18 protein-coding genes, 2 tRNA genes and 1 rRNA gene are annotated in these 26,107 nt (G+C 35.1%); 18 read left to right on the top strand and 3 right to left on the bottom strand.

Features of this window, described 5'->3' with window-relative positions; all coding sequences use genetic code 11:
* Positions 1-195: 195 nt before the first annotated feature.
* The 3 genes from rrf to ACFFLS_RS02110 all read left to right on the top strand — a co-directional run bounded on the left by rrf (position 196) and on the right by ACFFLS_RS02110 (position 539).
* Positions 196-305 (top strand): 5S ribosomal RNA (rrf, locus tag ACFFLS_RS02120).
* A 69-nt stretch (positions 306-374) separates the two neighbouring features.
* Positions 375-447: transfer RNA gene (locus ACFFLS_RS02115), tRNA-Phe, on the top strand.
* A 6-nt stretch (positions 448-453) separates the two neighbouring features.
* A tRNA-Leu gene (locus ACFFLS_RS02110) sits at positions 454-539 on the top strand.
* Between the two features lie 356 nt (positions 540-895).
* Here the strand turns inward: ACFFLS_RS02110 and ACFFLS_RS02105 are convergent.
* The 3 genes from ACFFLS_RS02105 to ACFFLS_RS02095 all read right to left on the bottom strand — a co-directional run bounded on the left by ACFFLS_RS02105 (position 896) and on the right by ACFFLS_RS02095 (position 5,056).
* Positions 896-1,915 carry a proline iminopeptidase-family hydrolase gene (locus ACFFLS_RS02105; RefSeq protein ID WP_379685419.1) on the bottom strand — a complete coding sequence of 340 codons (1,020 nt, stop codon included), beginning with the start codon at positions 1,913-1,915 and terminating at the stop codon, positions 896-898.
* A 297-nt stretch (positions 1,916-2,212) separates the two neighbouring features.
* The gene (locus tag ACFFLS_RS02100; protein WP_379685420.1) at positions 2,213-2,854 is read right to left on the bottom strand and encodes a response regulator transcription factor; all 642 of its coding nucleotides are present in this window, start codon (positions 2,852-2,854) and stop codon (positions 2,213-2,215) included.
* A 12-nt stretch (positions 2,855-2,866) separates the two neighbouring features.
* Complete coding sequence (locus ACFFLS_RS02095; protein WP_379685421.1) at positions 2,867-5,056, bottom strand: tetratricopeptide repeat-containing sensor histidine kinase; 2,190 nt, start codon at positions 5,054-5,056, stop codon at positions 2,867-2,869.
* A gap of 301 nt (positions 5,057-5,357) precedes the next feature.
* Between ACFFLS_RS02095 and ACFFLS_RS02090 the strand changes: the two genes are divergently transcribed.
* The 15 genes from ACFFLS_RS02090 to xylA all read left to right on the top strand — a co-directional run bounded on the left by ACFFLS_RS02090 (position 5,358) and on the right by xylA (position 26,077).
* Positions 5,358-5,807: a PepSY-like domain-containing protein gene (locus ACFFLS_RS02090; RefSeq protein ID WP_379685422.1), complete on the top strand. Its 450-nt coding sequence runs from the start codon at positions 5,358-5,360 to the stop codon at positions 5,805-5,807.
* A 125-nt stretch (positions 5,808-5,932) separates the two neighbouring features.
* Positions 5,933-6,961: a LacI family DNA-binding transcriptional regulator gene (locus ACFFLS_RS02085; RefSeq protein ID WP_379685423.1), complete on the top strand. Its 1,029-nt coding sequence runs from the start codon at positions 5,933-5,935 to the stop codon at positions 6,959-6,961.
* A gap of 58 nt (positions 6,962-7,019) precedes the next feature.
* Complete coding sequence (locus ACFFLS_RS02080) at positions 7,020-7,856, top strand: helix-turn-helix domain-containing protein (RefSeq protein WP_379685424.1); 837 nt, start codon at positions 7,020-7,022, stop codon at positions 7,854-7,856.
* Positions 7,857-7,943: 87 nt separating this feature from the next.
* Entirely contained in the window at positions 7,944-8,486 is a 543-nt protein-coding gene (locus tag ACFFLS_RS02075) for a YbhB/YbcL family Raf kinase inhibitor-like protein (RefSeq protein WP_379685425.1), read from the top strand.
* 404 nt (positions 8,487-8,890) lie between these two features.
* A complete protein-coding gene (locus ACFFLS_RS02070) occupies positions 8,891-11,035 on the top strand; it encodes an alpha-glucuronidase family glycosyl hydrolase (RefSeq protein ID WP_379685426.1) in 2,145 nt (714 codons plus the stop codon).
* A gap of 185 nt (positions 11,036-11,220) precedes the next feature.
* Positions 11,221-11,958, top strand: a complete 738-nt coding sequence (locus ACFFLS_RS02065) for an SDR family NAD(P)-dependent oxidoreductase (protein WP_379685427.1) — start codon at positions 11,221-11,223, stop codon at positions 11,956-11,958.
* Positions 11,959-12,071: 113 nt separating this feature from the next.
* A complete protein-coding gene (gene uxuA, locus ACFFLS_RS02060; RefSeq protein ID WP_379686372.1) occupies positions 12,072-13,244 on the top strand; it encodes a mannonate dehydratase in 1,173 nt (390 codons plus the stop codon).
* 139 nt (positions 13,245-13,383) lie between these two features.
* Positions 13,384-15,990, top strand: coding sequence for a glycosyl hydrolase 115 family protein (locus tag ACFFLS_RS02055; protein WP_379685428.1), 2,607 nt, complete (start codon positions 13,384-13,386; stop codon positions 15,988-15,990).
* A gap of 118 nt (positions 15,991-16,108) precedes the next feature.
* On the top strand, positions 16,109-17,254 hold the full coding sequence (locus tag ACFFLS_RS02050) for an endo-1,4-beta-xylanase (protein ID WP_379685429.1): 1,146 nt from the start codon (positions 16,109-16,111) through the stop codon (positions 17,252-17,254).
* 290 nt (positions 17,255-17,544) lie between these two features.
* A complete protein-coding gene (locus ACFFLS_RS02045) occupies positions 17,545-18,978 on the top strand; it encodes an MFS transporter (protein WP_379685430.1) in 1,434 nt (477 codons plus the stop codon).
* A gap of 23 nt (positions 18,979-19,001) precedes the next feature.
* A complete protein-coding gene (locus ACFFLS_RS02040) occupies positions 19,002-20,036 on the top strand; it encodes a glycoside hydrolase family 43 protein (RefSeq protein ID WP_379685431.1) in 1,035 nt (344 codons plus the stop codon).
* Positions 20,037-20,056: 20 nt separating this feature from the next.
* A complete protein-coding gene (locus ACFFLS_RS02035; RefSeq protein ID WP_379685432.1) occupies positions 20,057-21,799 on the top strand; it encodes a glycoside hydrolase family 43 protein in 1,743 nt (580 codons plus the stop codon).
* 451 nt (positions 21,800-22,250) lie between these two features.
* Positions 22,251-23,258: a GntR family transcriptional regulator gene (locus ACFFLS_RS02030; protein WP_379685433.1), complete on the top strand. Its 1,008-nt coding sequence runs from the start codon at positions 22,251-22,253 to the stop codon at positions 23,256-23,258.
* Positions 23,259-23,260: 2 nt separating this feature from the next.
* Positions 23,261-24,742 carry a xylulokinase gene (locus tag ACFFLS_RS02025; RefSeq protein WP_379685434.1) on the top strand — a complete coding sequence of 494 codons (1,482 nt, stop codon included), beginning with the start codon at positions 23,261-23,263 and terminating at the stop codon, positions 24,740-24,742.
* A 9-nt stretch (positions 24,743-24,751) separates the two neighbouring features.
* Complete coding sequence (gene xylA / locus ACFFLS_RS02020) at positions 24,752-26,077, top strand: xylose isomerase (RefSeq protein ID WP_379685435.1); 1,326 nt, start codon at positions 24,752-24,754, stop codon at positions 26,075-26,077.
* The last annotated feature ends 30 nt before the right edge of the window (positions 26,078-26,107 follow it).

The following is a 26,107-nucleotide window of genomic DNA, read 5'->3' as shown; positions in this document are numbered from 1 at the left end:
ATGTCACAGTCGAGTAGTACTAATAATCCGTAAGCTTATGTACGCCCTTTTCTCCCGGCTGCGGCCGGGAGAAGAAACTTTCTAGACAAATACTTCTTTTCTTTATCTCAGTATGTTAAGATATTGCTTAATTGATGATTAACAATTCATGATTGATAATTAATGATTAAAAGTTGCCCAAGCAACGAACAGCCTTAAGGTGGTTATTGCGGCGGGGCTCACCTCTTCCCATTCCGAACAGAGAAGTTAAGCCCGCCTGCGCAGATGGTACTGCATCATTGTGGGAGAGTATGTCGTCGCCTTTCTTTAGAAATCCCGATTTATACTAATCGGGATTTTTTATTCTTATTTCATGTAATGATATAAGTAAAATAGGTACCTTAGCTCAGATGGTAGAGCAATGGACTGAAAATCCATGTGTCCCTGGTTCGATCCCTGGAGGTACCACATAATGCTCGGATGGTGAAATTGGTAGACACGCTGGACTTAAAATCCAGTGAACAGCAATGTTCGTGCGGGTTCAAGTCCCGCTCTGAGTACTAAAAAAAACTTCAATTGGCTCTGCTAATTGAAGTTTTTTGCATTTATAGAGTTTTTTTTAAATGTAGTGAAACCAGCTTCAAAAGCTGAGGATTATGCAAAAAGATTGAATAATCTGAAGAGAAGAAAAGGGGATTAACACAAAAACCTTTGAACAGTAAAAAATTAAGTATAGATATTAGTTAGTTTCGTAACATTCTTATAATCCAATGCGTTAGGGATGGGAGCGGCATCTCGCGATTTAGAAAAACAAGGCTTTTTCGGCCGTAGTTTTTGTTAATCGGGAATATAGCGGACAGCCCGGCCCGGAGGGAACGCCATAATTATCTTTATACGTTAATTTATATTTGCAGTCTTAAATTTTGTTTTGATCAACATTATGAATAAACTGAATTACACCATTCATAAATATTTTTTGATCATCCCACATGGCTAAATGACTTCCGTTGGGGCAATACAAATAAACTCCTTTTTTTACCATTTTGCTTTGTTCTTCCATTGCCTTAGGATCCATTGTGTCGTATTTGGCACCAATCATTAAAGTGGGAATTTCGATTTCATGAAGCCTATTTTTAATGTCCCATTTTGCGAGTCTGCCACTAATTCCGAACTCGCTTGGTCCTTGCATCAATGTATATATTTCTGAATTTACATGTTTGCTGGCGCGATTAAGGCCATCTGGCCATTCCTTTAATCGACATAAATGTTCTTGGTAAAAATTTGGAATTAAAAGCTCCATATAACGTGGGTTTTCAAAATCTTTCTTGGCTTCCAAATCTCTTATTTCTTTTAAAATTTCTGGTTTCATTTGCTTAGCGAGAACTTCATCAGCATATTTTCCATATTCTGGAGCGCTGGCAACCATATTTGCGACAATTAAGCCTTTTAGATTTTGCTGATGTTTAAGAGCATATTCCATTGCCAGAATTCCTCCCCATGAATTTCCTAAGACATAAAAATTATCTTTATCTGCATTAATAGCTTTTCGAACCTGCTCAACTTCATCTACAAAGCGATCAATAGTCCATAAACTGCTGTCCTTTGGCTGATCACTATAGTAAGACCCAAGTTGGTCGTATTCGTAAAATTCAAATCCTTCACGTTGAAAGAATGTTTCAAAACATTCCATGTACTCGTGTGTCATTGCTGGGCCACCATGCAGTAATAGAATTTTTATTTTTGGATTATTTCCAAGTCGTTTAGTCCATACTTTAAAATTTCCGGCACGAGTCTTAATGGGAATCATTTTTATTCCGGCTTCTTCCACTTTTTCTTCAGCATTATAAGTGAAATAATCTTTTAAAGATGATGATTGGCTTTCGTTTTTACAAGAAACAATTGCTAAAGCTATAAATAATAAGAATAATTTACGCATAAATCGTATTTTTAAGTTTTATTAAAAATACGAAATTTATTCGCTCAGTCGAAAATGAAAAGAGGTGAACAGTAAAATCATTATTTATGATGATTTATTAAATATATTAAAATAATAATTTTGCAACTTTAATTACAATCAAGTTTTGATAGTAGGAAATTGTTTTTTTTATTATTACCAGCCTGAGTAATCTAACATAGCAATGGGGGGTTGTGCCGGATTATTCAGGTTTGGTTTTGATAGAAAACGAACCTAAAAAATTTTTCTATTGTTTTCTAATCTACTTTAGATAGAAAATTAATCTACCAAACCATTTTCGACCGCATATTTTACAAGACCTGCAGTATTTTTCGCATTTAGTTTAGATAATAAATTGCGACGATGCGTATTTACGGTATTTAAGCTTATAAATGTTTTCTCTGCAATTTCTGCAGTATTGTATTCGTGGGCAATCAGTATTAGGATTTCTTTTTCACGAGAACTGAGTTCTGTTAAGTTAGAAACCTGTTTTTCGATTTTTGAACTGTTTAGTGAGTGTTTTTCAGCCAATTCTTCTGCAAAATAGTTTTCGCCGTTGGCGATGGTATTGATGGCTTTTAAGAGTTCTTCTTTTTCGGCATTTTTTAATAAATAACCATTTACTCCGATTCTGATCAATCTCGAAATAATCATTACATTGCTGTGGGTACTGACAATTAGTATTTTAATGTTCGGATGTTTTTTACGCAGAATTTTGCTCAATTCAATTCCGTCCATATCTGGCATGCTGATATCCAAAATAATAAAGTCTACAACACCTTTATTTATAATTTCCAAAGCTTCAATCCCGTTTATAGCTTTGTCAACAATAGTAATATTTGATTCTTGTACTAAAAGAGAAATTAATCCTTGCAGAAACATAGTATGATCGTCGGCGATAAGTAGGTTTATGGTATTCATTTAACAAATATATTAGTTGCTTTTTAATTCATCAAGCTGATTTTTTAAATCGATGCCTTTTATTTTGGTTTTAGTTTTTGAATGCGAAATCGGAATTTCGATATTTACAATTGTACCACGTTTAGGTTTAGAATCAATTACAAAAGATCCTTTTAGTTTATTGATCCTATTTTCAAGATTGATAAAACCAATGCCTTTTGAATGATTTTTCATTTCAAAACCGATTCCGTTATCTTCAAATAAAAGATTTAGTATGTTTTCTACGTAGTTTAGTTGAATTTCTACTTCAGAAGCTTTGGCGTGTTTTATTGTATTAGTCAAAAGTTCCTGAATCATTTTAAACATTTCAATCTGAATGTTTTCTTTCAGATTATTGATTTCATTTTTTGGATATGGAAGCAGGATAATTTTTATCTGACTTGCTTGGCTGATGTTGACCAGATAAGATTCTAAAACTTCTAGGAATTTGTGCTGACTGAATTTTTTAGGAAGAAGTGTATGCGATAGACTGCGAACTTGTTGATATGTATCGTCTAATTGCATGCTAATTTTTTGAATCATAGAAAAGTCAGAAGGATTTAAATGATTTACCTGCAGTTTTATGGCGGCCAAATTGCCACCGATGCTGTCATGAAGCTCTTGAGAAATTCGTTCACGTTCCTTATCCTGACCGCTTATTGAGGCTTTAATAAGTTCTAATTCTTGCTCTCTTAAAATAGTATTGATTTCCTGTTGATTAATTTCGGCTTGTTTGCTGTTCAATAAACGCTGTGCCTTTAATCGTTTATAATATTGAAATAAAAGTCCGATGATGGGTACCAAAAGAACTAAAAATCCGACTATGGTGAAAAGTTTTGTTTTTTTCTGCTGATTGATTTCTAGAGTTTTTAGCTGCTGATCTTTCTTTAAAAGCGAAATCTCATTTCGTTTTTTATTGGAAGCATTCTGAAAAGCCAAAATGGTATTTTCATTATTTTTCTTTGAAATTTGTTCCTGTAGAAGCATATTTTCTAGAGCTTCTTCTTGATTGGCAAGTGCTAGTTTTTTTGCCTCATTTTCAAAACGCAATACTTCGATTTCTTTCTGTTTTTGAGCCGTTTTGTATTTTATTTCTAATTCGTTTATTTCTTTTATTTTCTGAAGTTGATTTATTGAATCTTTTAAATGCGTAGTCTTCTCAAAAAAGGAAAAAGCGCTTTTATAATCCTCCTCGTGAATGGCAATTTTTTTCAGTTCATCATAAATGTAAGTCTGATTCTGCAGTAATCCAAAGTGAACAGACATTTGAAGCGCTTCAGAAAAAATCAACTTTGCATCTTTGTATTTTTTTAATGAAATATAACTGTTTCCAATGCTGCTTCTTGAAATGACCGATAATTGATTCAGTTCTTGTTTATCAGCAATTGTAAGCGCTTCGCCAAATGCTTTTAGGGCTTCTTGGTGTTTGTTTTGGATTTGGTAATTTTCTCCTAATCCTAATAGAATAATGGTCTTTCCTAAATCGTTTTTGGTCTTTTCACAGAGAATTTTTCCTTTTTTATAAAAAATAGATGCATTATCGTAATCTTTCATGCGAGAATAAATATCCCCAAGGTTAATGTAACTTCCAAGAATTATCTCGTCATCGTCTTTACATTCAAGACATTGTTTGAAGAGTTTTATGGCGTTTGCATAATCCCCCAGTTCAGTATAAGCTTGTGCAAGACCATGAGTATGTGTGTAAAGTAGATTTTTCTCGTTGTACTTTTGAGAAGCTTCAATGCCTTTAATATGCCATTTTTTACTTTCATTAAATAAACCTCTTTTTTTATAATTAATTGCCAAGAGATTGTAGCCCAGCGAAAAAAGTCTATTTTTTAGAGAATCATTTACAACAGTATTATATTTTAAAGCCTGATGAGTGTAATAAATTGAGGAATCGATTATCGCTCTTTTGTTGAAATAATAGGCAAGAAGCAAATTTGTTCGTGCCAAAGCTCTATTGTCTGTTTTTGATTTTAGAATTAAATGTGCCTTTTTATATGCTTTTTTTTCTTCGCCTTTGTTGTATAAATCATAAAGCGCAAGTGTCTTTTTGTCCTTTTTGACAGGAATTGGTTTTTTGGAAACAAAGGATTTCTTTTTACTTTCAATCTGCGCATTCAGACTAAATGATAAAAAGACGAAGAGCAATAAAAAAAGTCTTCTGAACCAGATTTCCATACAATAAGTTTTATACTCAAACAGAAAAATGAGTAGTTTCTAAGTCTTGTAAATTTGGGATTTTATAAGATTAAATTGATTTTTTAACAGATGCTAAAAGTACTACAAAAGAATTAGAAAAAGATTTCTAAAAATAGTTTTTTTGAACCAAGTTGTGATATAAATTGATATTTATTTAATGTTTAATTTGTTGTATGTTAGTGTTTTGTGATTGTTTGAAAAGACTAAAACTTTCTTAAAAACATTTGAATGCATTTTTTCTTGCAGTAAATTAGTGAGACTATACTTAAAAAATCAGATTATGAAAACGAAAATATTTTTAGTCATGACATTGTTTATCCTAACAATCTCAGCCAGCGCACAGAAGAAAATTGAAGTTGCAGAACTTCCAAAACCGGCACAAGAATTCTTAAAGAAACATTTTAGCCATACTACGGTAGAAAAAGCCCAAAAAGATCCTGAACATGGAGAAAAAGGATACGAAGTTAAGCTGAAAGATGGTACAGAGGTAGAATTCTGGAAAGACGGATCGTATCGAGAAGTTGATGGCGGAGATAAACCAATACCGACTGCATTTATTCCGAAGGAAATAAAGGATTATGTTGCGAAAAATTATCCGAAGGAAAAAATCACTCATATCGATTATGGCCACAAAGATTTGGACGTTGATTTAACTGGGAAAATTGATTTGGAGTTTACAAAAGAGGGTAAGATATTGAAAGACAAGAAGAATAACATTCCTAAGAAATAGATTTTGAAAAGCGAAAATGTCTTCGATTACTTTTTTGAGGGCATTTTTGTTTCAATCAGCTTTTTTTTCGAAAGATGTTCTTGAGGGAAAATAACCTATATTTACATCTTCTATTAGTTGTTTTTATGGAAGAGAACAAACATGTAACGATTTATGATATTGCCGAGAGACTAAATTTGGCAACATCAACTATTTCAAGAGCTTTAAAAGATCATCACACCATAAGTGATAAAACGATAAAAAAAGTCAAGAAAACGGCTGAAGAAATGGGATTTGTACCAAATACTTTAGCGGCAGGTTTGCGTGGAAACAAAACCAGAACTATTGGAGTTTTGATTCCTACTGTTACACAGCCTTTTTTATCGTCACTAATCAGCGGAATCGAAATTACGGCTCAAAAGTCTGATTATACCGTAATCATTATGCAGTCGCACGACTCGTATGAAGAAGAAGTAAATATGGCGAAATCTTTATACAGCAATCGCGTAAGCGGCGTAATTTGTTCGCTGGCTATGGAAACGCGTGATACATCACATTTTCATCAATTCTCCAACAATAATATTCCGTTAGTTTTTGTCGACAGGGTTCCGAAAAATTATAATACTTTCAGAGTTGTTATCGATAATTATACAGCGGGTTATAAAGCAACTAAACATCTTATTGAGCAAGGATGTATTCGTATTGCACACTTAACTGCGGGGTCTGAATTAGGTAATTTGTACAACGAAAGAAAAAGAGGCTATATAGAAGCCTTAAAAGATCATAATATCGAAGTAGAAGAAGAACTGATTATCAATCTAAATTCGGTTACTTACGAAGATGGCGTAAAAGCAAGCAATGCTTTATTCGATTTAGATCCAATTCCCGATGGATTATTTGCGCCAGGAGATATTTTGGCCGTAAGTGCCGTTCAGACTGCAAAAAAACGAGGTCTGAAAGTGCCGGAAGACTTTAAAGTAATTGGTTTTAACAATGATCCGATTTCGCAGATTATCGATCCTAATTTATCCACAATAACGCATCCTGCAGAAAAAATGGGAAAAGCCGCCGCAGAAATCATCATTAAGAATTTGAAATCGGCTAAAAATGACGATGCCAAAGAGATTACTTTTTTAAATACAGAAGTCCTCGCGAGAGAATCTACCCAAAAATAAAATCAAAAACATTCTAAATAGTAAGGCTTATCATTCGTTTGATAAGTCGTTGACTTTTATGAAAACAATTACACTTCCGGACGAAATGAATTTAGAAACATCACAACACGTACATGTTGTTGGCTACAGTAGTTCTAAAGACGTTTCGAAACAGCAGATTATCTTAAATCAGAATATAATCAGTTTTTTGATTGAAGGAACCAAAGAGGTTATTTTTGATGATCAAGCGTTGTCTATTACGCCATCGAAGTTTATTGTCATGAGATCCGGAAATTGTTTGATGACAGAAAAACGAATCTCTGAAGCTTCTGGATATAAAAGTATTCTTTTGTTTTTTTCTAATGAAATGGTTCATAGTTTCATCAGAAAAATGGAATCGGAGAAATCAGAATCAATCCAACCAAAATCGGTTTATGCCTTTGATTATGATGATTTCTTAAAACGTTTTGTAGAGAGTTTGACTGATATTACTAAACTTTCAAAAAGCATTCAGACTAAACTGTTAGAGGTTAAGTTTGAAGAAATAATGCTTTATTTAACGGCTCAATACGGAAGCGATTTTTTGTATTCGTTAACCGCAAATAACGACAACGCTTCTCGAAAATTCGTTAGAATTATCGAAAACAGCCATTTAAGTAGACTGACTTTAAAAGAATTGGCTTTTTTGTGCAATATGAGTGTTTCTACTTTTAAAAGAGAATTCGAAAAATATTATTCGGAGTCGCCTATAAAATGGTTCCAGAACAAAAGACTCGAATATGCACATTACTTGCTGAGTCAGGAAAAAAGCCCATCTGAAGTCTATTTTGAAGCCGGTTATGAGAACCTCTCCAGTTTTAGTCAGGCTTATAAAACCAAATATGGTGTAACGCCAAAACATCACAAAACGATTTGAGCTTTTAGCAACAGTTTTTGAACCTTTTCCGATAATTTTTCAGCCATTCCAAATCTAACTTTGCTTAAAATTTTAAAAACAGATAAAATGAAAAAGCTAAGTATGATTTTGGCGATCTCAGCCATTTTTTCAACATCGATTTTTGCACAAAAAACATTTACTTTGACCAGTAAAGATTTGGGAGGGGAAACAACTAAAGTTCAAGAATTCAACGGATTTGGATGTTCAGGAGAAAATCAGTCTCCGCAGTTATCATGGAGAAATGCTCCGGAAGGAACTAAAAGTTTTGCCGTAACGATGTACGATCCTGATGCGCCTACAGGAAGTGGATTCTGGCATTGGGTTGTAGTTGATATTCCTGCAAATGTAAACGAATTGATAACCAATGCTGGAACTAAAAATCTTGTTCCGAAAGGAGCCATTCAAAGCGTTACCGATTATGGAATCAAAGGATTTGGAGGGCCTTGTCCACCAGTTGGTCACGGATATCATCAATATATCATCACCGTTTATGCTTTAAAAACCGATAAATTGGGAACAGACGAAAATACAAATCCCGCTGTAGTAGGATTTAATCTTTGGAACCAGACTTTAGCCAAAGCCAGTATTGTAGCTTATTATAAAAGATAATGATTTGAGGATTTAAAGTCTAAATCAAACCCCGTTAAAGCAGGATAGTTTTTTTAATTATCCTGCTTTTATTTGTTATACAGTTTTGTAAATCAAAACAATAGATTTTCAAGCTGTATAATGTGTATGAATAAAACAAATAGAACAAAAAGGTAAAGCAAAAATTGATGTAAATTGTTTGATAAACTGGTATGATAGAAATTTTTTAGAAAAAAAAGACACGTTTAATTTTTTTCTTAAACAGTAATCTTATATTTTTACGCAACCGATTGCAATTGTTGTTTTATTTAGAATAATGTATTTTTTGAATTAAAATTTTATCAAATACTTTTTAATGAAAACAAAATGCTGGTATTGTGAAAATAAGATTGTAAAGAATAAATTAAAACCAAATGACTTCAAAAATGAGATTTGTTTTCCTGTTTTTTCTGATTTCCTTTTCAACTTTGGCACAAAAGGATTATAAATTGTGGCTTCAATATAATAAAGTTGCCAATTCTTCATTAGTTTCAGAATACAAAAACAATTTTAAAAGCATTGTTGTTTTGGGAAATTCCGAAACCATTAAAATTGCTGAAAAAGAACTCAAAACAGGATTTTTGGATATGTTGGGAAATATTCCCGAAATCAAATCAGATATAAAAGGAGAGTGCAATTTAATTGTTGGTTCTCAATCAAATTTAAGTTCCCAAATCAAAACCGAACTGCAGTCTGATTTGGTTAAAATCAATGATGAAGGTTTTATTATTAAATCCATTTCCTTTAAAAATAAAAGACAAATCATCATTACTGGAAAAACTGATGTTGCTGTTTTATATGGAGTTTTTAATTTCCTGAAAATAGTGCAGACCAATAAATCGGTTCAAAATTTAAATATTGCTGATTCTCCAAAAACGAATATCAGAATTCTCAATCATTGGGACAATCTCGACAGAACGGTAGAACGAGGTTACGCAGGATTTTCACTTTGGAACTGGCAGAAGCTTCCTGATTTTATTGATCAGCGCTATATTGATTACGCTAGAGCGAATGCTTCAATCGGAATCAACGGAACGGTTTTGACCAATGTAAACGCCAATGCTTTAATTCTGACACCACAGTATTTAGAAAAAGTGGAAGCTTTGGCCAATGTTTTCAGGCCTTACGGAATAAAAGTTTATTTAACCGCGAGATTTTCAGCACCAATTGAAATCGGAAATCTAAAAACCGCAGACCCTAAAGATGCCCAAGTGATTCAGTGGTGGAAAAATAAAGCAACAGAAATCTATAAACGAATTCCGGATTTTGGAGGATTTTTGGTGAAAGCAAATTCAGAAGGTCAGCCAGGTCCGCAAAATTACGGAAGAAATCATGTCGACGGAGCCAATATGCTTGCTGATGCCGTTGCTCCTTTTAGTGGTGTCATTATGTGGCGAGCGTTTGTATATTCAGAGCACGATGCCAATGATCGTGCTAAACAGGCTTATGCTGAATTTCAACCCTACGACGGAAAATTCAAAGAAAATGTAATCGTTCAGGTCAAAAATGGAGCGATTGATTTTCAGCCTAGAGAACCTTTTCATCCTCTATTTGGCGCAATGCCTAAAACGCCTTTAATGATGGAATTTCAGATCACGCAGGAATATTTGGGTTTCAGCACGCATTTGGTTTTTCTGCCTAAATTGTTTCAGGAAGTTTTAGAATCTGATACCTATCAAAAAGGAAAGGGTTCAACTGTAGCCAAAGTTATTGACGGCACTTTATATCAAAATAAACTAACGGGAATTGCCGGTGTCGCTAATATCGGAAACGATTTAAACTGGACAGGACATCCGTTTGCACAGGTCAATTGGTATGGTTTCGGAAGACTGGCTTGGAATCCTTATTTAGATTCTGAAATTATTGCAGATGAATGGTTAAGAAGCACATTTTCTAACGATGAAAATTTCATTAAAACAGTAAAAAATATCATGATGGAATCGCGTGAAGCAGTTGTCAATTATATGACGCCGCTTGGTTTGCATCATATTATGGATACAGGACATCATTACGGACCAGGGCCGTGGGTTTCTGACTTGTCAAGACCCGAATGGAATCCGACCTATTATCATAAAGCAGACAAAAATGGAATTGGTTTCGATAGATCAAAATCGGGTACAAATGCCGTTACGCAATACGCTACAGAAGTTGCCAAACTTTTTGATAATTTAGAAACCTGTCCAGAAAAAGATTTTTTGTGGTTTCATCATCTTTCATGGGATTACAAACTGAAAAACGGACAAACGCTTTGGAATGGCTTGGCACTGAAATATCAAGAAGGCGTAAATCAGGTTAGAGAAATGCAGGATGTTTGGAACGAGACTGAAAAATATGTCGATAGCGAACGTTTTAACGAAGTAAAAATGCTGCTCGAAATTCAGCATAAAGAAGCAAAGTGGTGGCGTGACGCGTGTTTGCTGTATTTTCAGCAGTTTTCTGGGAAAGAGCTTCCTGCTGGGGTAGAAAAACCGACACAGACATTAGAGTATTTTAAATCATTAAAATTTCCTTTTGCACCGGGGAATGGATGAATAAAAAATAAAATAAACACATAGAAACATAGATTTATATTTAACTCAAAAAAAGATTAAAGAAAGAAACTAGTTTCTCACACATAGCCTATGTGTATTAATGCAAGTGGAACGTCTTTGTAGACAAAGAGAAACTATGTTTCTATGTGTTTAAAAAATTAAGCATAAAATTAGTGTAATAAATTATGAGCAAGAAAACGGCAATTGTAACCGGAGGAAATTCGGGATTAGGTTTTGCGACGGCAAAAAAACTTTGTGACAACGGAATCACAACGTATATAATCGGAAGATCGAAAGAAAAAACAGAAGACGCCTGTAAAGAAATAGGAGAAAATGCTATTCCAGTAATCTTTGATTTAAACGATTTGAAAGGAATTCCTGCAATGATCGAAAGTATTACCAAAAACGGTTCAGTCGATATTTTGGTTAATAATGCAGGAATCAATATGAAAAAAGAAATCCCAGAGGTGACTGATGAAGATTTTCTTTCGATAATTCATACCAATTTGTTGAGTGTTTTTTCTGTGAGTAGAGAAGTTATAAAAAACATGAAAGAAAACGGGGGAGGAAGCATCATCAATATCAGTTCGATGGCGTCACAATACGGAATTCCAAAAGTAATCGCGTATTCTTCAAGCAAAGGTGCTATCGAAGCGATGACTCGTGCTATGGCAACAGAATTAGCACCTTCGGGAATACGTGTAAATTGCATTGCACCAGGATTCATTAAAACCAAAATGTCTTCGACAGCACTTGATAACGATCCTGAAAGAAAAAACAAAGTATTAGGAAGAACGCCAATGGGGTATTTAGGAGAGCCTTCAGACATTGCAGATGCGGTTTATTATTTCGCTTTAAGCGAATCAAAATATACTACAGGTACAGTTTTGCCAGTTGATGGCGGAAATAGTATTGGGTTTTAGTGGACGCTGAAAATTGCTCGCAAAGACGCAGAGGCGCAAAGTTTTTATTTAAAAAGACTTAAAAAGAAAAATACTTTGCGACTTCGCGTCTTTGCGAGATTAAAAAAATGAGTATGATAAAAATGCAGCAAACCATGCGTTGGTTTGGACTTCAAGACAACGTAAAACTTATCGATATTAAGCAAGCGGGCGCAACGGGAATTGTAACCGCATTGCATCAAATTCCTGTTGGAGAGATTTGGACTGTTGAAGCTATAAAAGAAAGACAGGAAATCATTCGCAATTACGGACTGGAATGGACTGTGGTGGAAAGTCTTCCTGTTCATGAAGAAATCAAACGAGCTTCGGGAAATTATTTGCAATACATTGAAAATTACAAAATCAGTTTGCAAAATCTGGCGGAGTGCGGCATCAAAATCATAACCTATAATTTCATGCCGATTCTGGATTGGGTTAGAACGAATCATGATTTTATAAACGAAGACGGAAGCAAAGCTTTGCTGTACAATCAGGATGCGTTTACTTTTTTTGATGTTTTTCTTTTGAAAAGACCTAATTCTGAAAACGATTATTCTGATGCTGAAAAAGAAAAAGCGTTACAATTCGGAAATCAATTATTGGAAGATGAAAAAGCTTTATTATTTAAAAATGTTTTGTTGGGATTGCCGGGAAGTAAAATCAATTTTACGGCAGAACAAATCTTGTCTCTTTTAGAAAATTATGCCGAAATCGACAATCAAAAACTAAGGGAAAACCTGATTTACTTTTTATCAGAAGTAACGCCAATTGCGGAGAAAAACCAACAAAAATTAGCGATTCATCCCGATGATCCGCCGTTTTCGGTTTTAGGTCTCCCAAGAATTGTTTCAACTGAAGAAGATTTGAAAGCGATTTTTGATGCAGTTCCATCAATAGCTAACGGATTGTGTTATTGTACAGGTTCGTTAAGTGCCGATCCAAAAAACAATTTGGAAAAAATAATAGACGATTTCGGAGACCGAATTCACTTTTTACATCTGAGAAATACCATCCGCGAAAGCGAAACTATTTTTAGGGAATCAGAGCATTTAAACGGCGATGTTAAAATGGAAGTGATTGTTGAGAAATTATTGTTGCTAATGAATAAAACCAAAATAAGCCTCCCAATGCGTCCAGATCATGGTTTTCTACATCGAGTTGATGAAGCAACCGAAACTTATCCTGGTTATTCTCTAACAGGAAGATTAAAAGGTCTAGCGGAGTTAAGAGGTTTGGAAATGGGAATTGGGTATAAATTGAATTTGTAATTAAAGTTTTTTAAATCTAATACGCTGAGAATTTCTCGCAAAGTCGCAGAGTCGCAAAGTTTTGTTTTAAAAAAGCTTAAAAAGAATTGTTTTGCGACTCTGCGACTTTGCGAGATTAAATAAAAAAGTTTGTGACGCTATGTGTTCAAAAATTAAAACTTCATACCTAATCCTACTGTTTTTCCTAATCGGATTAAGCACAAATTCATATGCCATAAATCCAGAGAAATATGTAGTCAATCAGGCTTCTAATGAAAATTTTCCTTTAGTAAGTAAAGGCAAAATAGCTACGATTTTGGTTGACGATAAAGATTATGCAGGAGTTTTAAAAGTAACAGGGCATTTAGAAAATGATCTTTTTAAGGTTTCCGATTTACATTCGAAAAGAATCAAAAAGATTACCGAAGCAGAAGATTTTGTGGTAATTATTGGAACATTTGGAAAAAGTGAAATCATCAATCAATTAGTCCAAAAAGGCAAAATTGATAAAAATGGACTTCAAGGAAAATGGGAAAAATTTACCACTCAAGTTATCGAAAATCCGTTTAAAGGAATTAAAAAAGCATTGGTAATTGCAGGTTCAGATAAACGAGGAACGATTTACGGAATCTACGATTTATCGAATCAAATTGGTGTTTCTCCTTGGTATTATTGGGCAGATGTTCCAGTTAAAAAACAAACGGAACTGCATGTTCTGCATGGAATTCATTCGCAGGGAGAACCAAAAGTAAAGTACAGAGGAATTTTTATAAATGATGAAGCTCCGGCTTTAACTGGTTGGGCATTCGAAAAATTTGGCGGATTCAATTCGAAATTCTATGATAAAGTTTTTGAATTGATTCTGCGAATGAAAGGCAACTATTTATGGCCAGCCATGTGGGGCAGAATGTTTTATGTTGAAGATCCGCAGAACGCTGTTTTAGCCGATGAATACGGGATTGTAATGGGAACTTCGCATCACGAACCCTTAACGCGAGCACACGCTGAATGGGGAAAAGAAAAAGGAAAATGGGATTTTACTACCAATTCAGAAGCTTTGATTCAATTCTGGAAAGACGGAATTAAAAGAATGGGAAACAAAGAAACCATCGTTACCGTTGGAATGCGTGGCGACGGCGACGAACCGATGACTGAAGGAACTGCAATTAAATTATTAGAAAATATCGTAAAAACGCAAAGAAATATTATTGCAGAAGTCACGAAAAAACCAGCAGAAGAAACGCCCCAAATGTGGGCACTTTACAAAGAAGTTCAGGATTATTACGACAAAGGAATGAGCGTTCCCGATGATGTTACGCTTTTGCTTTGCGATGACAATTGGGGAAATATCCGCAAACTGCCAGAATTAGAGGCAAAACCAAGAAAAGGCGGTTACGGAATTTATTATCATTATGATTACGTAGGCGGGCCACGAAATTACAAATGGATTAATACTAATCAGATTGAACGTGTTTGGGAACAAATGGATTTGGCGTATCAATATGGAGTCGATAAAATCTGGATTGTAAATGTAGGCGATATCAAACCAATGGAATTTCCGATTGAGTTTTTCCTCGACATGGCTTGGAATCCCGAAAAGTTCAATGCTGGAAATTTAGAGCAATATTATGTTAATTGGGCAAAAGAAAATTTTGACAATCAATTTACAGAAGAAATCGCTCAGATTTTAAAATTATATACAAAATACAGTTCCCGAAGAAAACCTGAATTATTGGATCGTAAAACCTATAGTGTCACTAATTATAATGAAGCAGACGAGGTTATAGCCGATTATCAAAAATTGGTCAAATTGGCTACAATTATATATGAAAAATTGAAACCAGAATACAAAGATGCTTTTTATCAGTTGGTTTTGTTTCCTGTTTTGGCAAGTGCTAATTTAAATGAATTGTATGTTGCACAAGCTAAAAATCAATTGTATGCAGAACAGGGAAATGTCGTTGCAAATGATTATGCTGAAAAAGTAAAGAAGTTATTTGAAAAAGATGCCGAGCTCACGAATTATTATCATACCCAAATAGCCAATGGCAAATGGAATCATATGATGGCGCAGACGCATATTGGATATGATAATTGGCAACAGCCGGATAAAAATGTGATTCCGAAAACAAAGAAAATTGCGCCTGCAGTTCAAGCGGTAAAAGTGATTACCGATGAAGAGATTTTAAAAAAAGAGACATCAATTAGCAAAAAACAAGATTTAGCTCAAGCTCATGGTTTTATTGAGAACGACGGTTATATTTCAATAGAGAGTGAAAATTATTCTAAAGCAATAAATTCAAAAGAAGTAAAATGGACGACCATTCCAAATCTTGGAAAAACAGCATCAGGAGTAACTTTAAAACCTTCAAACATTAAGACGATTGAAATTTCAGAAAGATCTCCAAGATTAGAATACAATGTTCATTTTTTCAGTAAAGGAAAGATAAAAGTAAAAGCCTATTTTTCACCAACAATCAATTTTAAAATGGGTGACGGATTAAAATACGGAATTGCTTTTGACGATGAAAAACCGCAAATAATGAACCTTAATGCAGATTCTTCAGAAAAAGCTTGGGCAGAATCTGTTGCAAATAATATTAAAATAATAACATCGACACATACGATTGAAAACTCTGGAAATCACGTTTTAAAAATTTACGGAATTGATTCGGGTTTAGTTCTTCAGAAAATTGTAATTGAGACCGAAGAAGGTAAAATTATGGAGTCGTATTTGGGACCGCCGGAGAGTTTTAGGAAGGAATGATACACAACGTTTGTCATTTCGACGAAGGAGAAATCACACTCGGGATTCGACAAAGATTGGCGACATTCTGTGAGGAGTTTCTAGTGTGATTTCTCCTTCGTCGAAATGACAAAACTAAATGAATAAAACGATTAACTATTTAAACCAAAAAGATATGAAATGCATTAAACCTTATTTATTTGCCGTCACGGCCTTACTGACCATAAGCTGTACTTCGCAAAAAGAAACAGCTTCATTAAAAGACGCTTACAAAGACGATTTCTACATCGGAACCGCTTTAAGCGCTGATCAAATCGAAGAAAAAGACAAGAAAGTTGATTCTTTGATTCGAAAAGAATTTAATGCAATTACGGCAGAAAATATTATGAAATCCATGTATACGCATCCGCAGAAGGACAAATATGATTTTGCTTTGTCTGATAAATTTGTGGCGTATGGCGAGAAGAATAAAATGTTTGTTCATGGACATACTTTAATCTGGCACAGTCAGCTGGCGCCTTGGATGGAAAAAATTGCCGACAGTACAGAAATGAAAGCGTTTATGAAAGATCATATTACAACCATCGTTTCTAAATACAAAGGCAGAATTAATTCCTGGGACGTTGTAAACGAAGCGTTGAACGAAGATGGAACTTTAAGACAATCTGTTTTTTTGAAAACGCTAGGCGAAAAATATCTGGTTGATGCTTTCAAACTGGCTGAAAAAGCCGATCCAAAAGCCGAGTTATATTACAACGATTATAATATCGAAGAACCCGCAAAAAGAGCTGGAGCTATTGCTTTAATCAAAAAAATAAAAGCTGAAGGCGGAAAAGTTGACGGTGTTGGAATTCAAGGGCACTGGCGATTAGGAAGTCCGTCAATAGAAGAAATCGAAAAAAGTATTTTGGAATATTCTGCGTTAGGAATCAAAGTAGCGTTTACAGAATTGGATATTACCGTTTTACCAAATCCGTGGGATTTGAAAGGAGCAGACGTGAATCAGAAATTTGAAGGAAACCCTAAAATGAATCCGTATCCAGAAAAATTACCAGATTCAGTTCAGACACAATTAGCAGAACGTTATGCATCGATTTTTAAATTATTTTTAAAACATAAAGACACAATTAGCAGAGTTACGTTTTGGGGTGTTCATGACGGTCAATCCTGGCTAAATGACTGGCCGATAAAAGGAAGAACCAATTATCCGCTTTTGTTTGACAAACAATTAAAACATAAACCAGCTTACGACAGTATCTTAAAGTTGAAAGAAACTAAAGAATAAGCAGTCAAAACAGCTCAAGATTGATGAATTAATTAACAATCGGTTGTGGTGTGAAAATAACTTAAATAAAGCAAACTAAATTTGCATAATATGTTTTTTTGTCTAATTTTACACAACCGATTGTTTTGGTTCTAATTCAACGCAATCTTGTCATTTCGACGAAGGAGAAATCACACTAGAAACTCCGTACAGAATGTCGCCAATCTTTGTCGAATCCCGCGTGTGATTTCTCCTTCGTCGAAATGACAAAAAACAACTAACTAATCAATAAAATAACCACAAAACCACCAATGAATAACATTTCGCAAAAATTATCCATCAAAGAAAAAATTGGATACAGTCTAGGGGATTTAGCTGCCAATTTAGTTTTTCAGACTTTGATGACCTATCTGGCGTATTTCTATACCGATATTTACGGATTATCACCAACAGATTCTTCTATCATCATGTTGATTGTTGGATTAATTGCTGCTTTTATTTTTAATCCGATTATTGGGGTTTTGGCAGACAGAACGAGTACCAAATGGGGGAAATTCAGACCTTGGATTTTATTGAGCGCAATTCCGCTTGGAGTAGTGGCGTTATTAGCCTTTTCAACTCCAGATTTCTCTTATAAAGGAAAAGTAATTTATGCTGTTGTAACGTATACTTTACTGCTTCTTTTTTATGCAGGAAACAATCTGCCGTATTCTGCTTTAAGCGGCGTAATTACGGGCGATATGAAAGAACGAAACAGTATGTCATCCTACCGTTTTGTTGCAGTAATGTTTGCGCAGTTTTTCGTTCAGGTTTTCATGCTTGGAATTATCAAAAGTGCCGGAAACGGAGATAAAGCAATCGGAATCGAAAAAGTGATGACCGCTTTGGCGATTATCGGAACGATGATGCTTTTGATTACTTTTTTAACCACAAAAGAAAGAATTATTCCAAAACCAGAGCAAAAGTCAAGCGTAAAAGAAGATTTGAGCGATTTAATCAAAAACAGACCTTGGGTAATCATGCTTTCGCTAACGACTTTGGTTTTTGTGACTTTGGCTATGAAAGGCGGTTCGTATGTGTATTATTTTGAGAATTATGTAGATAAAGAACAATTAGCCGTTTTTATTCAGCCTATTTTGGATTTTCTAACAAATATCGGATTGAATCATTTTGGTAATGATCCTGTTTCGGCAGGTTTTGGACTCTTTAATGCAGGCGGTATTATCTTTATGATTGTCGGCATTACTTTGTCGAAAAATCTCGCAGACAAATACGGAAAAAGAAATGTTTTTGGCTTGTTTTTATTCATTTCGACTTTGTTTATTATCGCTTTCTATTTCTATCCGCCAACATCAATAAGCTTAATATTTTTCTCCCAAATCCTGCATGGATTTTTCTACGGAATCACAATCCCAATTCTTTGGGCAATGATTGCCGATGTTGCCGATTATTCGGAATGGCTTAATAATCGAAGAGCGACAGCAATTATTTTTTCAGCAATGATGGTAGGTTTGAAAAGCGGATTAAGCATTGGAGGTGCTTTAACGACATTATTCCTGGGCTATTTTCATTATGTCCCAAATACACCTCAGCAGTCGGAAACAGCTATAAATGGAATTAAATTATTAGTTAGTATTTTCCCTGCAATCCCTTTTTTGATTGGAGTCGGATTGCTGTTTTTCTATAAAATCGATAAAACGATGGAAGTGCAAATTGAAACAGAACTTAAACAAAGAAGAACTTAATTATTTAAAACAAAGATACCACTATGCCTGAAGATAGTATTGAACACATTAATTTTGAGGAAATTAATGATTTGGCGATTTCAAAGCCATTAGTATCGCATATGTACACAGCCGATCCTTCGGCGCATGTATTCAATGGGAAGATTTACATTTATCCGTCGCACGATATAGATGCCGGAATTCCGTTTAACGATAACGGCGACCATTTCGGGATGGAAGATTATCACGTTTTTTCGATGGACACGATATCATCTGAAGTTGTGGATAACGGAGTAGCACTTCATGTTGATGATGTGGCTTGGGCCGAAAAACAAATGTGGGCACCCGATGCAGGACATAAAAACGGAAAGTATTATTTGTATTTTCCAGCCAAGCGTGCCAACGGAATTTTCCAGATTGGAGTAGCGGTAGGTGATGCGCCGGAAGGCCCGTTTATTCCTCAGCCAGATGCTATAAAAGGGAGTTACAGTATCGATCCTGCTGTCTTTGAAGACGAAGACGGAAAACATTATATCTATTTTGGAGGTATTTGGGGCGGACAGCTTCAGAAATACCGAAATAATATATACGATGTCAACAACGAAGAACCGTTTGGAAATGAACCTGCTTTAGGGCCAATCGTAGCTATGCTTCGTGATGATATGCTGGAATTTGCCGAAGAACCAAAAGAAATTCAGATTCTAGATGAAAACGGAAAAGTGATTTTGGCAAGCGATAACGACCGTCGCTTTTTTGAAGCTTCATGGGTTCACAAATACAACGGAAAATATTATTTCTCTTATTCTACAGGCGATACACATTTTATCTGTTATGCTATTGGCGACAATCCGTATGGGCCGTTTACGTATCAGGGAAGAATTTTAAATCCTGTTGTAGGTTGGACTTCGCATCATTCTATTTGTGAAGTAGAAGGCGAATGGTATTTGTTTTACCACGATTCTAGCTTGTCAAAAGGCGTAACGCATTTAAGAAGCATGAAAGTAACCAAAATTGATTATCTCGAAGATGGTTCAATAGTAACAATTGATCCGTACGGAATAAGAAGATTGTTTGATTAAGATTTTAGCAATAAAATAAGATGTTTAAAAGAACCAGATTAGGTAGTACATTGGTCAGTGTAGTCATTTTAATGAGTGCTTTTTCATCATGTAAAAAAATTTCGCAAAAACCACAATCGGTTGTGTATTCCGATTATGCTGTTTTTGACTGGTTTGATTACCGAGGAAATGACGATGCGTATCAAAATCAGACGAGATCTGAGAACGAATACCTGAATCCGATTTTGGCTGGTTTTTATCCTGACCCTACCATCTGCAGTGCTGAAGGAAAGTTTTATCTCGTCAATTCTTCTTTTTGCTATTTTCCAGGGCTTCCTATTTTTGAAAGTACAGATTTAGTAAACTGGAAACAGATTGGAAATATTATAAACCGTCGTGAACAGGCCGATTTTGGCAATTCTCGTCTTTCAGGTGGAATGTATGCACCAACAATTCGATACAACAAAGGCATTTTTTATTTGATTTGTACCAATGTCAGCGGAGTCGGTAATTTTATTGTTACGGCTAAAAATCCGTCTGGGCCTTGGTCAAATCCGATTGCGCTTCCAGAAGTAAACGGGATTGACCCTGATATTTTCTTTGATGAAGACGGAAAAGTGTATATCACACATAACGGGCCTCCGCCCAATAATGTTTCAGTTCATGATGGCCATCGCGCCATTTACATGCTGGAATACGATTTGGAAAAACAAAAAACCACAACAGCTCCCAAATTGGTTATTAACGGCGGAACCGATATGGCTATAAAACCTGTTTGGATTGAAGGTCCGCATGTGATTAAAAAAAACGGATTTTATTATCTGATTTGTGCTCAGGGAGGAACAGGTTTTAATCATTCAGAAGTGGTTTTTAGAAGCACAAATATCTATGGGCCTTATGAAAGTTATGCCCATAATCCGATTTTGACGCAATCACATTTAGATTCAAATCGTAAAAATTTAGTTTCAACAACAGGTCATGTTGATTTTGTTGAATTGCCAAATGGCGATTGGTGGTCAGTATTTTTAGGCTGTCGTCCGTATCAAGGCGATTTGTACAATACAGGCAGAGAAACTTTTATGATGCCTGTAGAATGGAAAAATGGCTGGCCGGAAATTAAAGACGGGAACGAACCGATTCCGATGAAAAACAAACGTCCGAACCTTCCTCTTTCAAAAGAAAAAATAGAGCCGAATAATGGCAATTTCGTTTGGAAAGATGATTTTGATTTGAATGAATTGAATTTGAAATGGAATTTCATTAGAACGCCTTCTGAAAAATGGTACGAACTGATTGACGGAAAACTATTAATCAAACCAAGAAATGAATCGATTCATACCGAAACTAATTTTTCTTTTATAGGAAGAAGACAACAACATTTAAAATTTGAAGCTTCTGTTAAATTTGAGTTTAAACCAAAAGATAATTTAGCTGTTGCAGGTTTGACTGCTTTTCAAAATGAAAAACATTATTTGTTGATTGGAAAGCGATTGAATTCAGATGGAAAACAAGAAGTTTTTGTAGAAAGAACTGCTAGTAAAATCAATAATGGAACATCAGAGATTATTGCTAAAAAAGAGTTTGCAGATTCTGATAAAGCATTATTTGTGAAGATTGAAGGAAACGGAGGGAAATATAGTTTTTATTATAAAACGGCTCAAAATGCAGATTGGGTTTTATTAATTAAAGATGTAGACGGTTCTATTTTGAGTACAAAAGAAGCGGGTGGTTTTGTAGGGACGTATTTGGGGATGTATACGTCGAGTGAGCATTTTGAGAGATAAAGTTTTAGGTTTTTCGTATAAAGCCCCAGCGGGGCGATATATTGTTAGCCACAAATTGTGTCGCTCCGCTGGAGCTTTTAATCTGTCGGGTTGGGATTTTCTATAAATATTAGGCTCTTCCAGAGCTCTGAAAAGGTTATAAATATTGAGGATGAATGCGAACCTTGCGTAAACCTTTGTGTGCTTTGCGGTTAAATGATGTACGACAACTTATGAAAAAATAATGTTCTGTCACATCTTCTGAAACCGTTTTGCGTGAGGGATAGTAGTGGAAAGCCCACAGCCGTGAGGAACGAACAGGCGAGGACTTGCAACGGATAGCCCGACCCGGAGGGACACGCCCAAATTATTGAAATATAGAATTTTAAAAACTTAACATAATTAATATAAAAAACAATTTTTTATAAAAGAATTTTATCTACTTTAGCATAACAGAACGGAACAGAACGGTATGCCAAAAGAAGAAGAAAAATTTGAGTTTATAATCAATCATGAAAGTGATATTCCGAAGTATCAGCAGTTGGTGGATGGAATTACAAATTCGATTGCAGAGAATATTCTGCAAAAAGGAGATTTGCTTCCGTCGGTGAATGTGATCTGTAAAACGTATCAGCTTTCGAGAGACACGGTTTTTAAGGCTTATTCGATTTTAAAAGACCAAAATACGATTGAATCTGTACCGAATAAAGGCTATTATGTAGCGGGTGAAACAAGAAAAGTGCTTTTGGTTCTAGATACGTTTAAGGCTTATAAAGAGGTTTTGTATCATTCGGTTGTGAATAATCTGCCGGATAATGTGATTATTGATGTGCAGTTTCATCATTATAATATTGATGTTTTTAAAACGATCATCAATAACGGAATCGGGAAGTATTATAAATACGTGGTAATGAATTTTGATCATAAAGACATTGCTCCGGCATTGTCGGCAATTTCGAGTGATAAATTGCTTTTGATTGACTGGAATATTCAGGCAAAAAAAACGAACAATTATGTTTTTCAGGATTTTGGAAAAGCATTTTATGAGTCTTTGACAGAGGCGGTTGATTTGTTTAAAAAGTATAAAAAGATACAATTTGTCTATCCGGATTTTACGAATCACCCGTGGGAAACAGTGGAGTTTTTTAAGAAATTCTGTGCTGATTTTGGTTTTGAATATGAAGTCATTACCGATCCGAAAAAGTTCAATATCGAAAAAGGAATTGCTTATATCAGTGTAAGCGACAGGATTTTAGGACACTTTTTAGAGCAGTGCAAAGAGAAGGATTACGAACCGGGAAAAGACGTTGGTTTTTTGTCGTACAACGAAACCCCGATGAAGAAATTTATATATAAAGGAATTTCGGTTGTCTCAACTGATTTTAAAGAAATAGGAACCAAAGCAGCGGCATTTATTACGCATGACGAAGATACTCAGTGTTATGTGCCGACAAAATTAATAATAAGAGAATCATTGTAAGTATGTATTATATCGGATATGATATTGGAAGTTCTTCTGTCAAGGCAGCCTTGGTAGAAGCAGAAACGGGTAAAAAAGTTATCGTTTTGAATGAACCGCAAAACGAAATGGAAATCCTTTCGATTCACCCAGATTGGGCAGAACAGGATCCTGAAATGTGGTGGCAGCACATTTGTACAGCGACTAAAAGAGCGATTAAAGAAGCAAATATTGATGCCTCGAAAATTCAGGGAATTGGTATTTCGTACCAAATGCACGGATTAGTAATTGTTGACAAAGATAACGCTCCGTTGCGAAATTCAATTATCTGGTGCGACAGCCGTGCGGTTGAAATTGGGAATACCGCTTTCGCCGAAATTGGAGAACAAAAATGTATGGAGCATTTATTGAATTCTCCAGGGAATTTCACGGCTTCAAAACTGAAATGGGTTAAAGAAAACGAGCCTGAAGTTTACAATAAAATTGCTAAATACATGCTTCCGGGAGATTATATCGCTTTGAAATTGACAGGCGAAGTAACGACTACCAAAAATGGTTTGTCTGAAGGAATGCTTTGGGATTATAAAGAAAATAAAGTAGCCGACTGGCTTTTAGAATATTATGGAATTGATACAGCATTAACTCCAAAAATCGTTGAGAATTTCACAAATCAAGGTGTTGTTACAGAAAAAGCTGCTGCAGAATCAGGTCTTCCTGCTGGAATTCCGATTGCGTATAGAGCAGGAGATCAGCCGAATAATGCGTTGTCATTAAATGTGCTTCGTCCGGGAGAAGTTGCAGCAACAGGCGGTACGTCAGGTGTTTTCTATGCTGTGACAGAAACAAATTCAGGAAAAAGTACTCGTGTAAACAACTTCGTTCATGTGAATTATGCGGAATCAAATCCGAGAGTTGGGAAATTGCTGAATATAAACGGAGCAGGAATCCAATACCGATGGATGCGAAACAATATCGGAAATGAATCCTATGAGGAAATGAATGAAAAAGCATCTCAGATAAATGTAGGTTCGCAAGGATTGGTTGTCATTCCGTTTGGAAATGGTGCCGAAAGAATGTTCAATAATAAAAATATTGGATCTCATATTTTAAACCTGAATTTTAATATTCATACCAACGCACATTTATTTAGAGCATCTTTGGAAGCAATTGCCTTTTCTTTTGTGTACGGAATGGAATGCCTGAAAGATGATAATGCAACGATTAATGTCATAAGAGCTGGAAATGATAATTTATTCCGTTCCGAAATTTTCTCTAATACAGTGGCGACTTTAATTGGACATGAAATAGAAATTTACAATACAACCGGAGCAGTAGGAGCGGCAAGAGCAGTAGGATTGACAGATGGCGACTTTGAAAAATTTGGTTCAGGAATCACAACAAACGATCATGTAATGACCTTTTTGCCTCTAAAAAATAAAGAGGAATACGAAACGGCTTATAAAAAATGGAAACAAGAATTAGAATTAATATTAACAAATAAATAAAAAAATCAAATGATAGTTTTAGGAGATAAAGAATACTACAAAGGTATTGGCCAAATTAAATTTGAAGGAAAAGAATCAGATAATCCGTTGGCATTTAAATATTACAATCCAGACCAAGTTGTAGCTGGAAAAACAATGCGTGAGCACTTTAAATTTGCTATTGCTTACTGGCATACTTTCTGCGGACAAGGTAGCGATCCATTTGGACCAGGAACACAGCAATTTGCTTGGGATGCTTCATCAGATCCGTATCAAGCGGCAAAAGATAAGGCAGACGCTGCTTTTGAATTCATCAGCAAAATGGGATTCGATTATTTCTGTTTCCATGATTACGATTTGATTGCTGAAGGAGCAACTTTCGCAGAATCAGAAAAACGTTTGGCTTTCATTACAGAATACTTAAAACAGAAAAAAGCAGACTCTGGAATTAAATTGCTTTGGGGAACTTCAAACTGTTTCTCAAACCCAAGATTCATGAACGGAGCCGCTACAAATCCAGATTTTAATGTAGTAGCGAGAGCTGGAGGTCAAGTAAAATTAGCGCTTGACGCTACAATTGCTTTAGGTGGAGAAAATTACGTATTCTGGGGTGGTAGAGAAGGTTATATGTCTTTACTAAATACAGATATGGGAAGAGAATTAGACCACATGGCGCAATTCTTAGCAATGTCTAGAGACTACGCAAGATCTCAAGGTTTTAAAGGAACTTTCTTTATCGAGCCAAAACCAATGGAGCCATCTAAACACCAATACGATTTTGACTCGGCAACTGCAATTGGATTCTTGAAAAATTATGGTTTAGACAAAGATTTTAAAATCAATATTGAGGTAAACCACGCTACATTGGCACAGCACACTTTCCAACACGAATTGGAAGTAGCTGCAAAAGCTGGAATGTTAGGAAGCATCGATGCAAACAGAGGAGATTATCAAAACGGATGGGATACAGATCAGTTTCCAAATAACATTCAAGAAACTACTGAAGCCATGTTGGTTTTCTTAAAAGCTGGCGGATTGCAAGGTGGAGGAGTTAACTTTGATGCTAAAATCAGAAGAAATTCTACAGATTTAGAAGATGTTTTCTTAGCGCACATTGGCGGAGCTGATACTTTTGCGAGAGCGTTATTGACTGCAGATAAAATCATCACTTCTTCTCCTTATGAAAAATTAAGAACAGAAAGATACAGTTCATTCGATTCTGGAAAAGGAAAAGATTTTGCTGAAGGAAAATTAAACCTGAAAGATCTTTATACTATCGCTCACGAAAATGGAGAATTAAATCTTCAAAGCGGTAAACAAGAATTGTTTGAAAATATCATCAACCAATATATTTAATTGGTTTAGACTTTAAATATCCTAACAGTC

Source organism: Flavobacterium procerum (assembly GCF_042431625.1).
In the GTDB taxonomy this organism is placed as follows: Bacteria; Bacteroidota; Bacteroidia; order Flavobacteriales; family Flavobacteriaceae; genus Flavobacterium; species Flavobacterium procerum.
This window is presented reverse-complemented; position numbering and strand designations above follow the sequence as displayed.

Coding starts and splice junctions, on each gene's coding strand:
- ACFFLS_RS02100 (WP_379685420.1), bottom strand. CDS start 2,854: ATGAATACCATAAACCTACTTATCGCCGACGATCATACTATGTTTCTG.
- ACFFLS_RS02045 (WP_379685430.1), top strand. CDS start 17,545: ATGAATAACATTTCGCAAAAATTATCCATCAAAGAAAAAATTGGATAC.
- ACFFLS_RS02075 (WP_379685425.1), top strand. CDS start 7,944: ATGAAAAAGCTAAGTATGATTTTGGCGATCTCAGCCATTTTTTCAACA.
- xylA (WP_379685435.1), top strand. CDS start 24,752: ATGATAGTTTTAGGAGATAAAGAATACTACAAAGGTATTGGCCAAATT.
- ACFFLS_RS02030 (WP_379685433.1), top strand. CDS start 22,251: ATGCCAAAAGAAGAAGAAAAATTTGAGTTTATAATCAATCATGAAAGT.
- ACFFLS_RS02080 (WP_379685424.1), top strand. CDS start 7,020: ATGAAAACAATTACACTTCCGGACGAAATGAATTTAGAAACATCACAA.
- ACFFLS_RS02105 (WP_379685419.1), bottom strand. CDS start 1,915: ATGCGTAAATTATTCTTATTATTTATAGCTTTAGCAATTGTTTCTTGT.
- ACFFLS_RS02085 (WP_379685423.1), top strand. CDS start 5,933: ATGGAAGAGAACAAACATGTAACGATTTATGATATTGCCGAGAGACTA.
- ACFFLS_RS02025 (WP_379685434.1), top strand. CDS start 23,261: ATGTATTATATCGGATATGATATTGGAAGTTCTTCTGTCAAGGCAGCC.
- ACFFLS_RS02070 (WP_379685426.1), top strand. CDS start 8,891: ATGAGATTTGTTTTCCTGTTTTTTCTGATTTCCTTTTCAACTTTGGCA.
- ACFFLS_RS02095 (WP_379685421.1), bottom strand. CDS start 5,056: ATGGAAATCTGGTTCAGAAGACTTTTTTTATTGCTCTTCGTCTTTTTA.
- ACFFLS_RS02055 (WP_379685428.1), top strand. CDS start 13,384: ATGTGTTCAAAAATTAAAACTTCATACCTAATCCTACTGTTTTTCCTA.
- ACFFLS_RS02035 (WP_379685432.1), top strand. CDS start 20,057: ATGTTTAAAAGAACCAGATTAGGTAGTACATTGGTCAGTGTAGTCATT.
- ACFFLS_RS02090 (WP_379685422.1), top strand. CDS start 5,358: ATGAAAACGAAAATATTTTTAGTCATGACATTGTTTATCCTAACAATC.
- ACFFLS_RS02050 (WP_379685429.1), top strand. CDS start 16,109: ATGAATAAAACGATTAACTATTTAAACCAAAAAGATATGAAATGCATT.
- uxuA (WP_379686372.1), top strand. CDS start 12,072: ATGATAAAAATGCAGCAAACCATGCGTTGGTTTGGACTTCAAGACAAC.
- ACFFLS_RS02040 (WP_379685431.1), top strand. CDS start 19,002: ATGCCTGAAGATAGTATTGAACACATTAATTTTGAGGAAATTAATGAT.
- ACFFLS_RS02065 (WP_379685427.1), top strand. CDS start 11,221: ATGAGCAAGAAAACGGCAATTGTAACCGGAGGAAATTCGGGATTAGGT.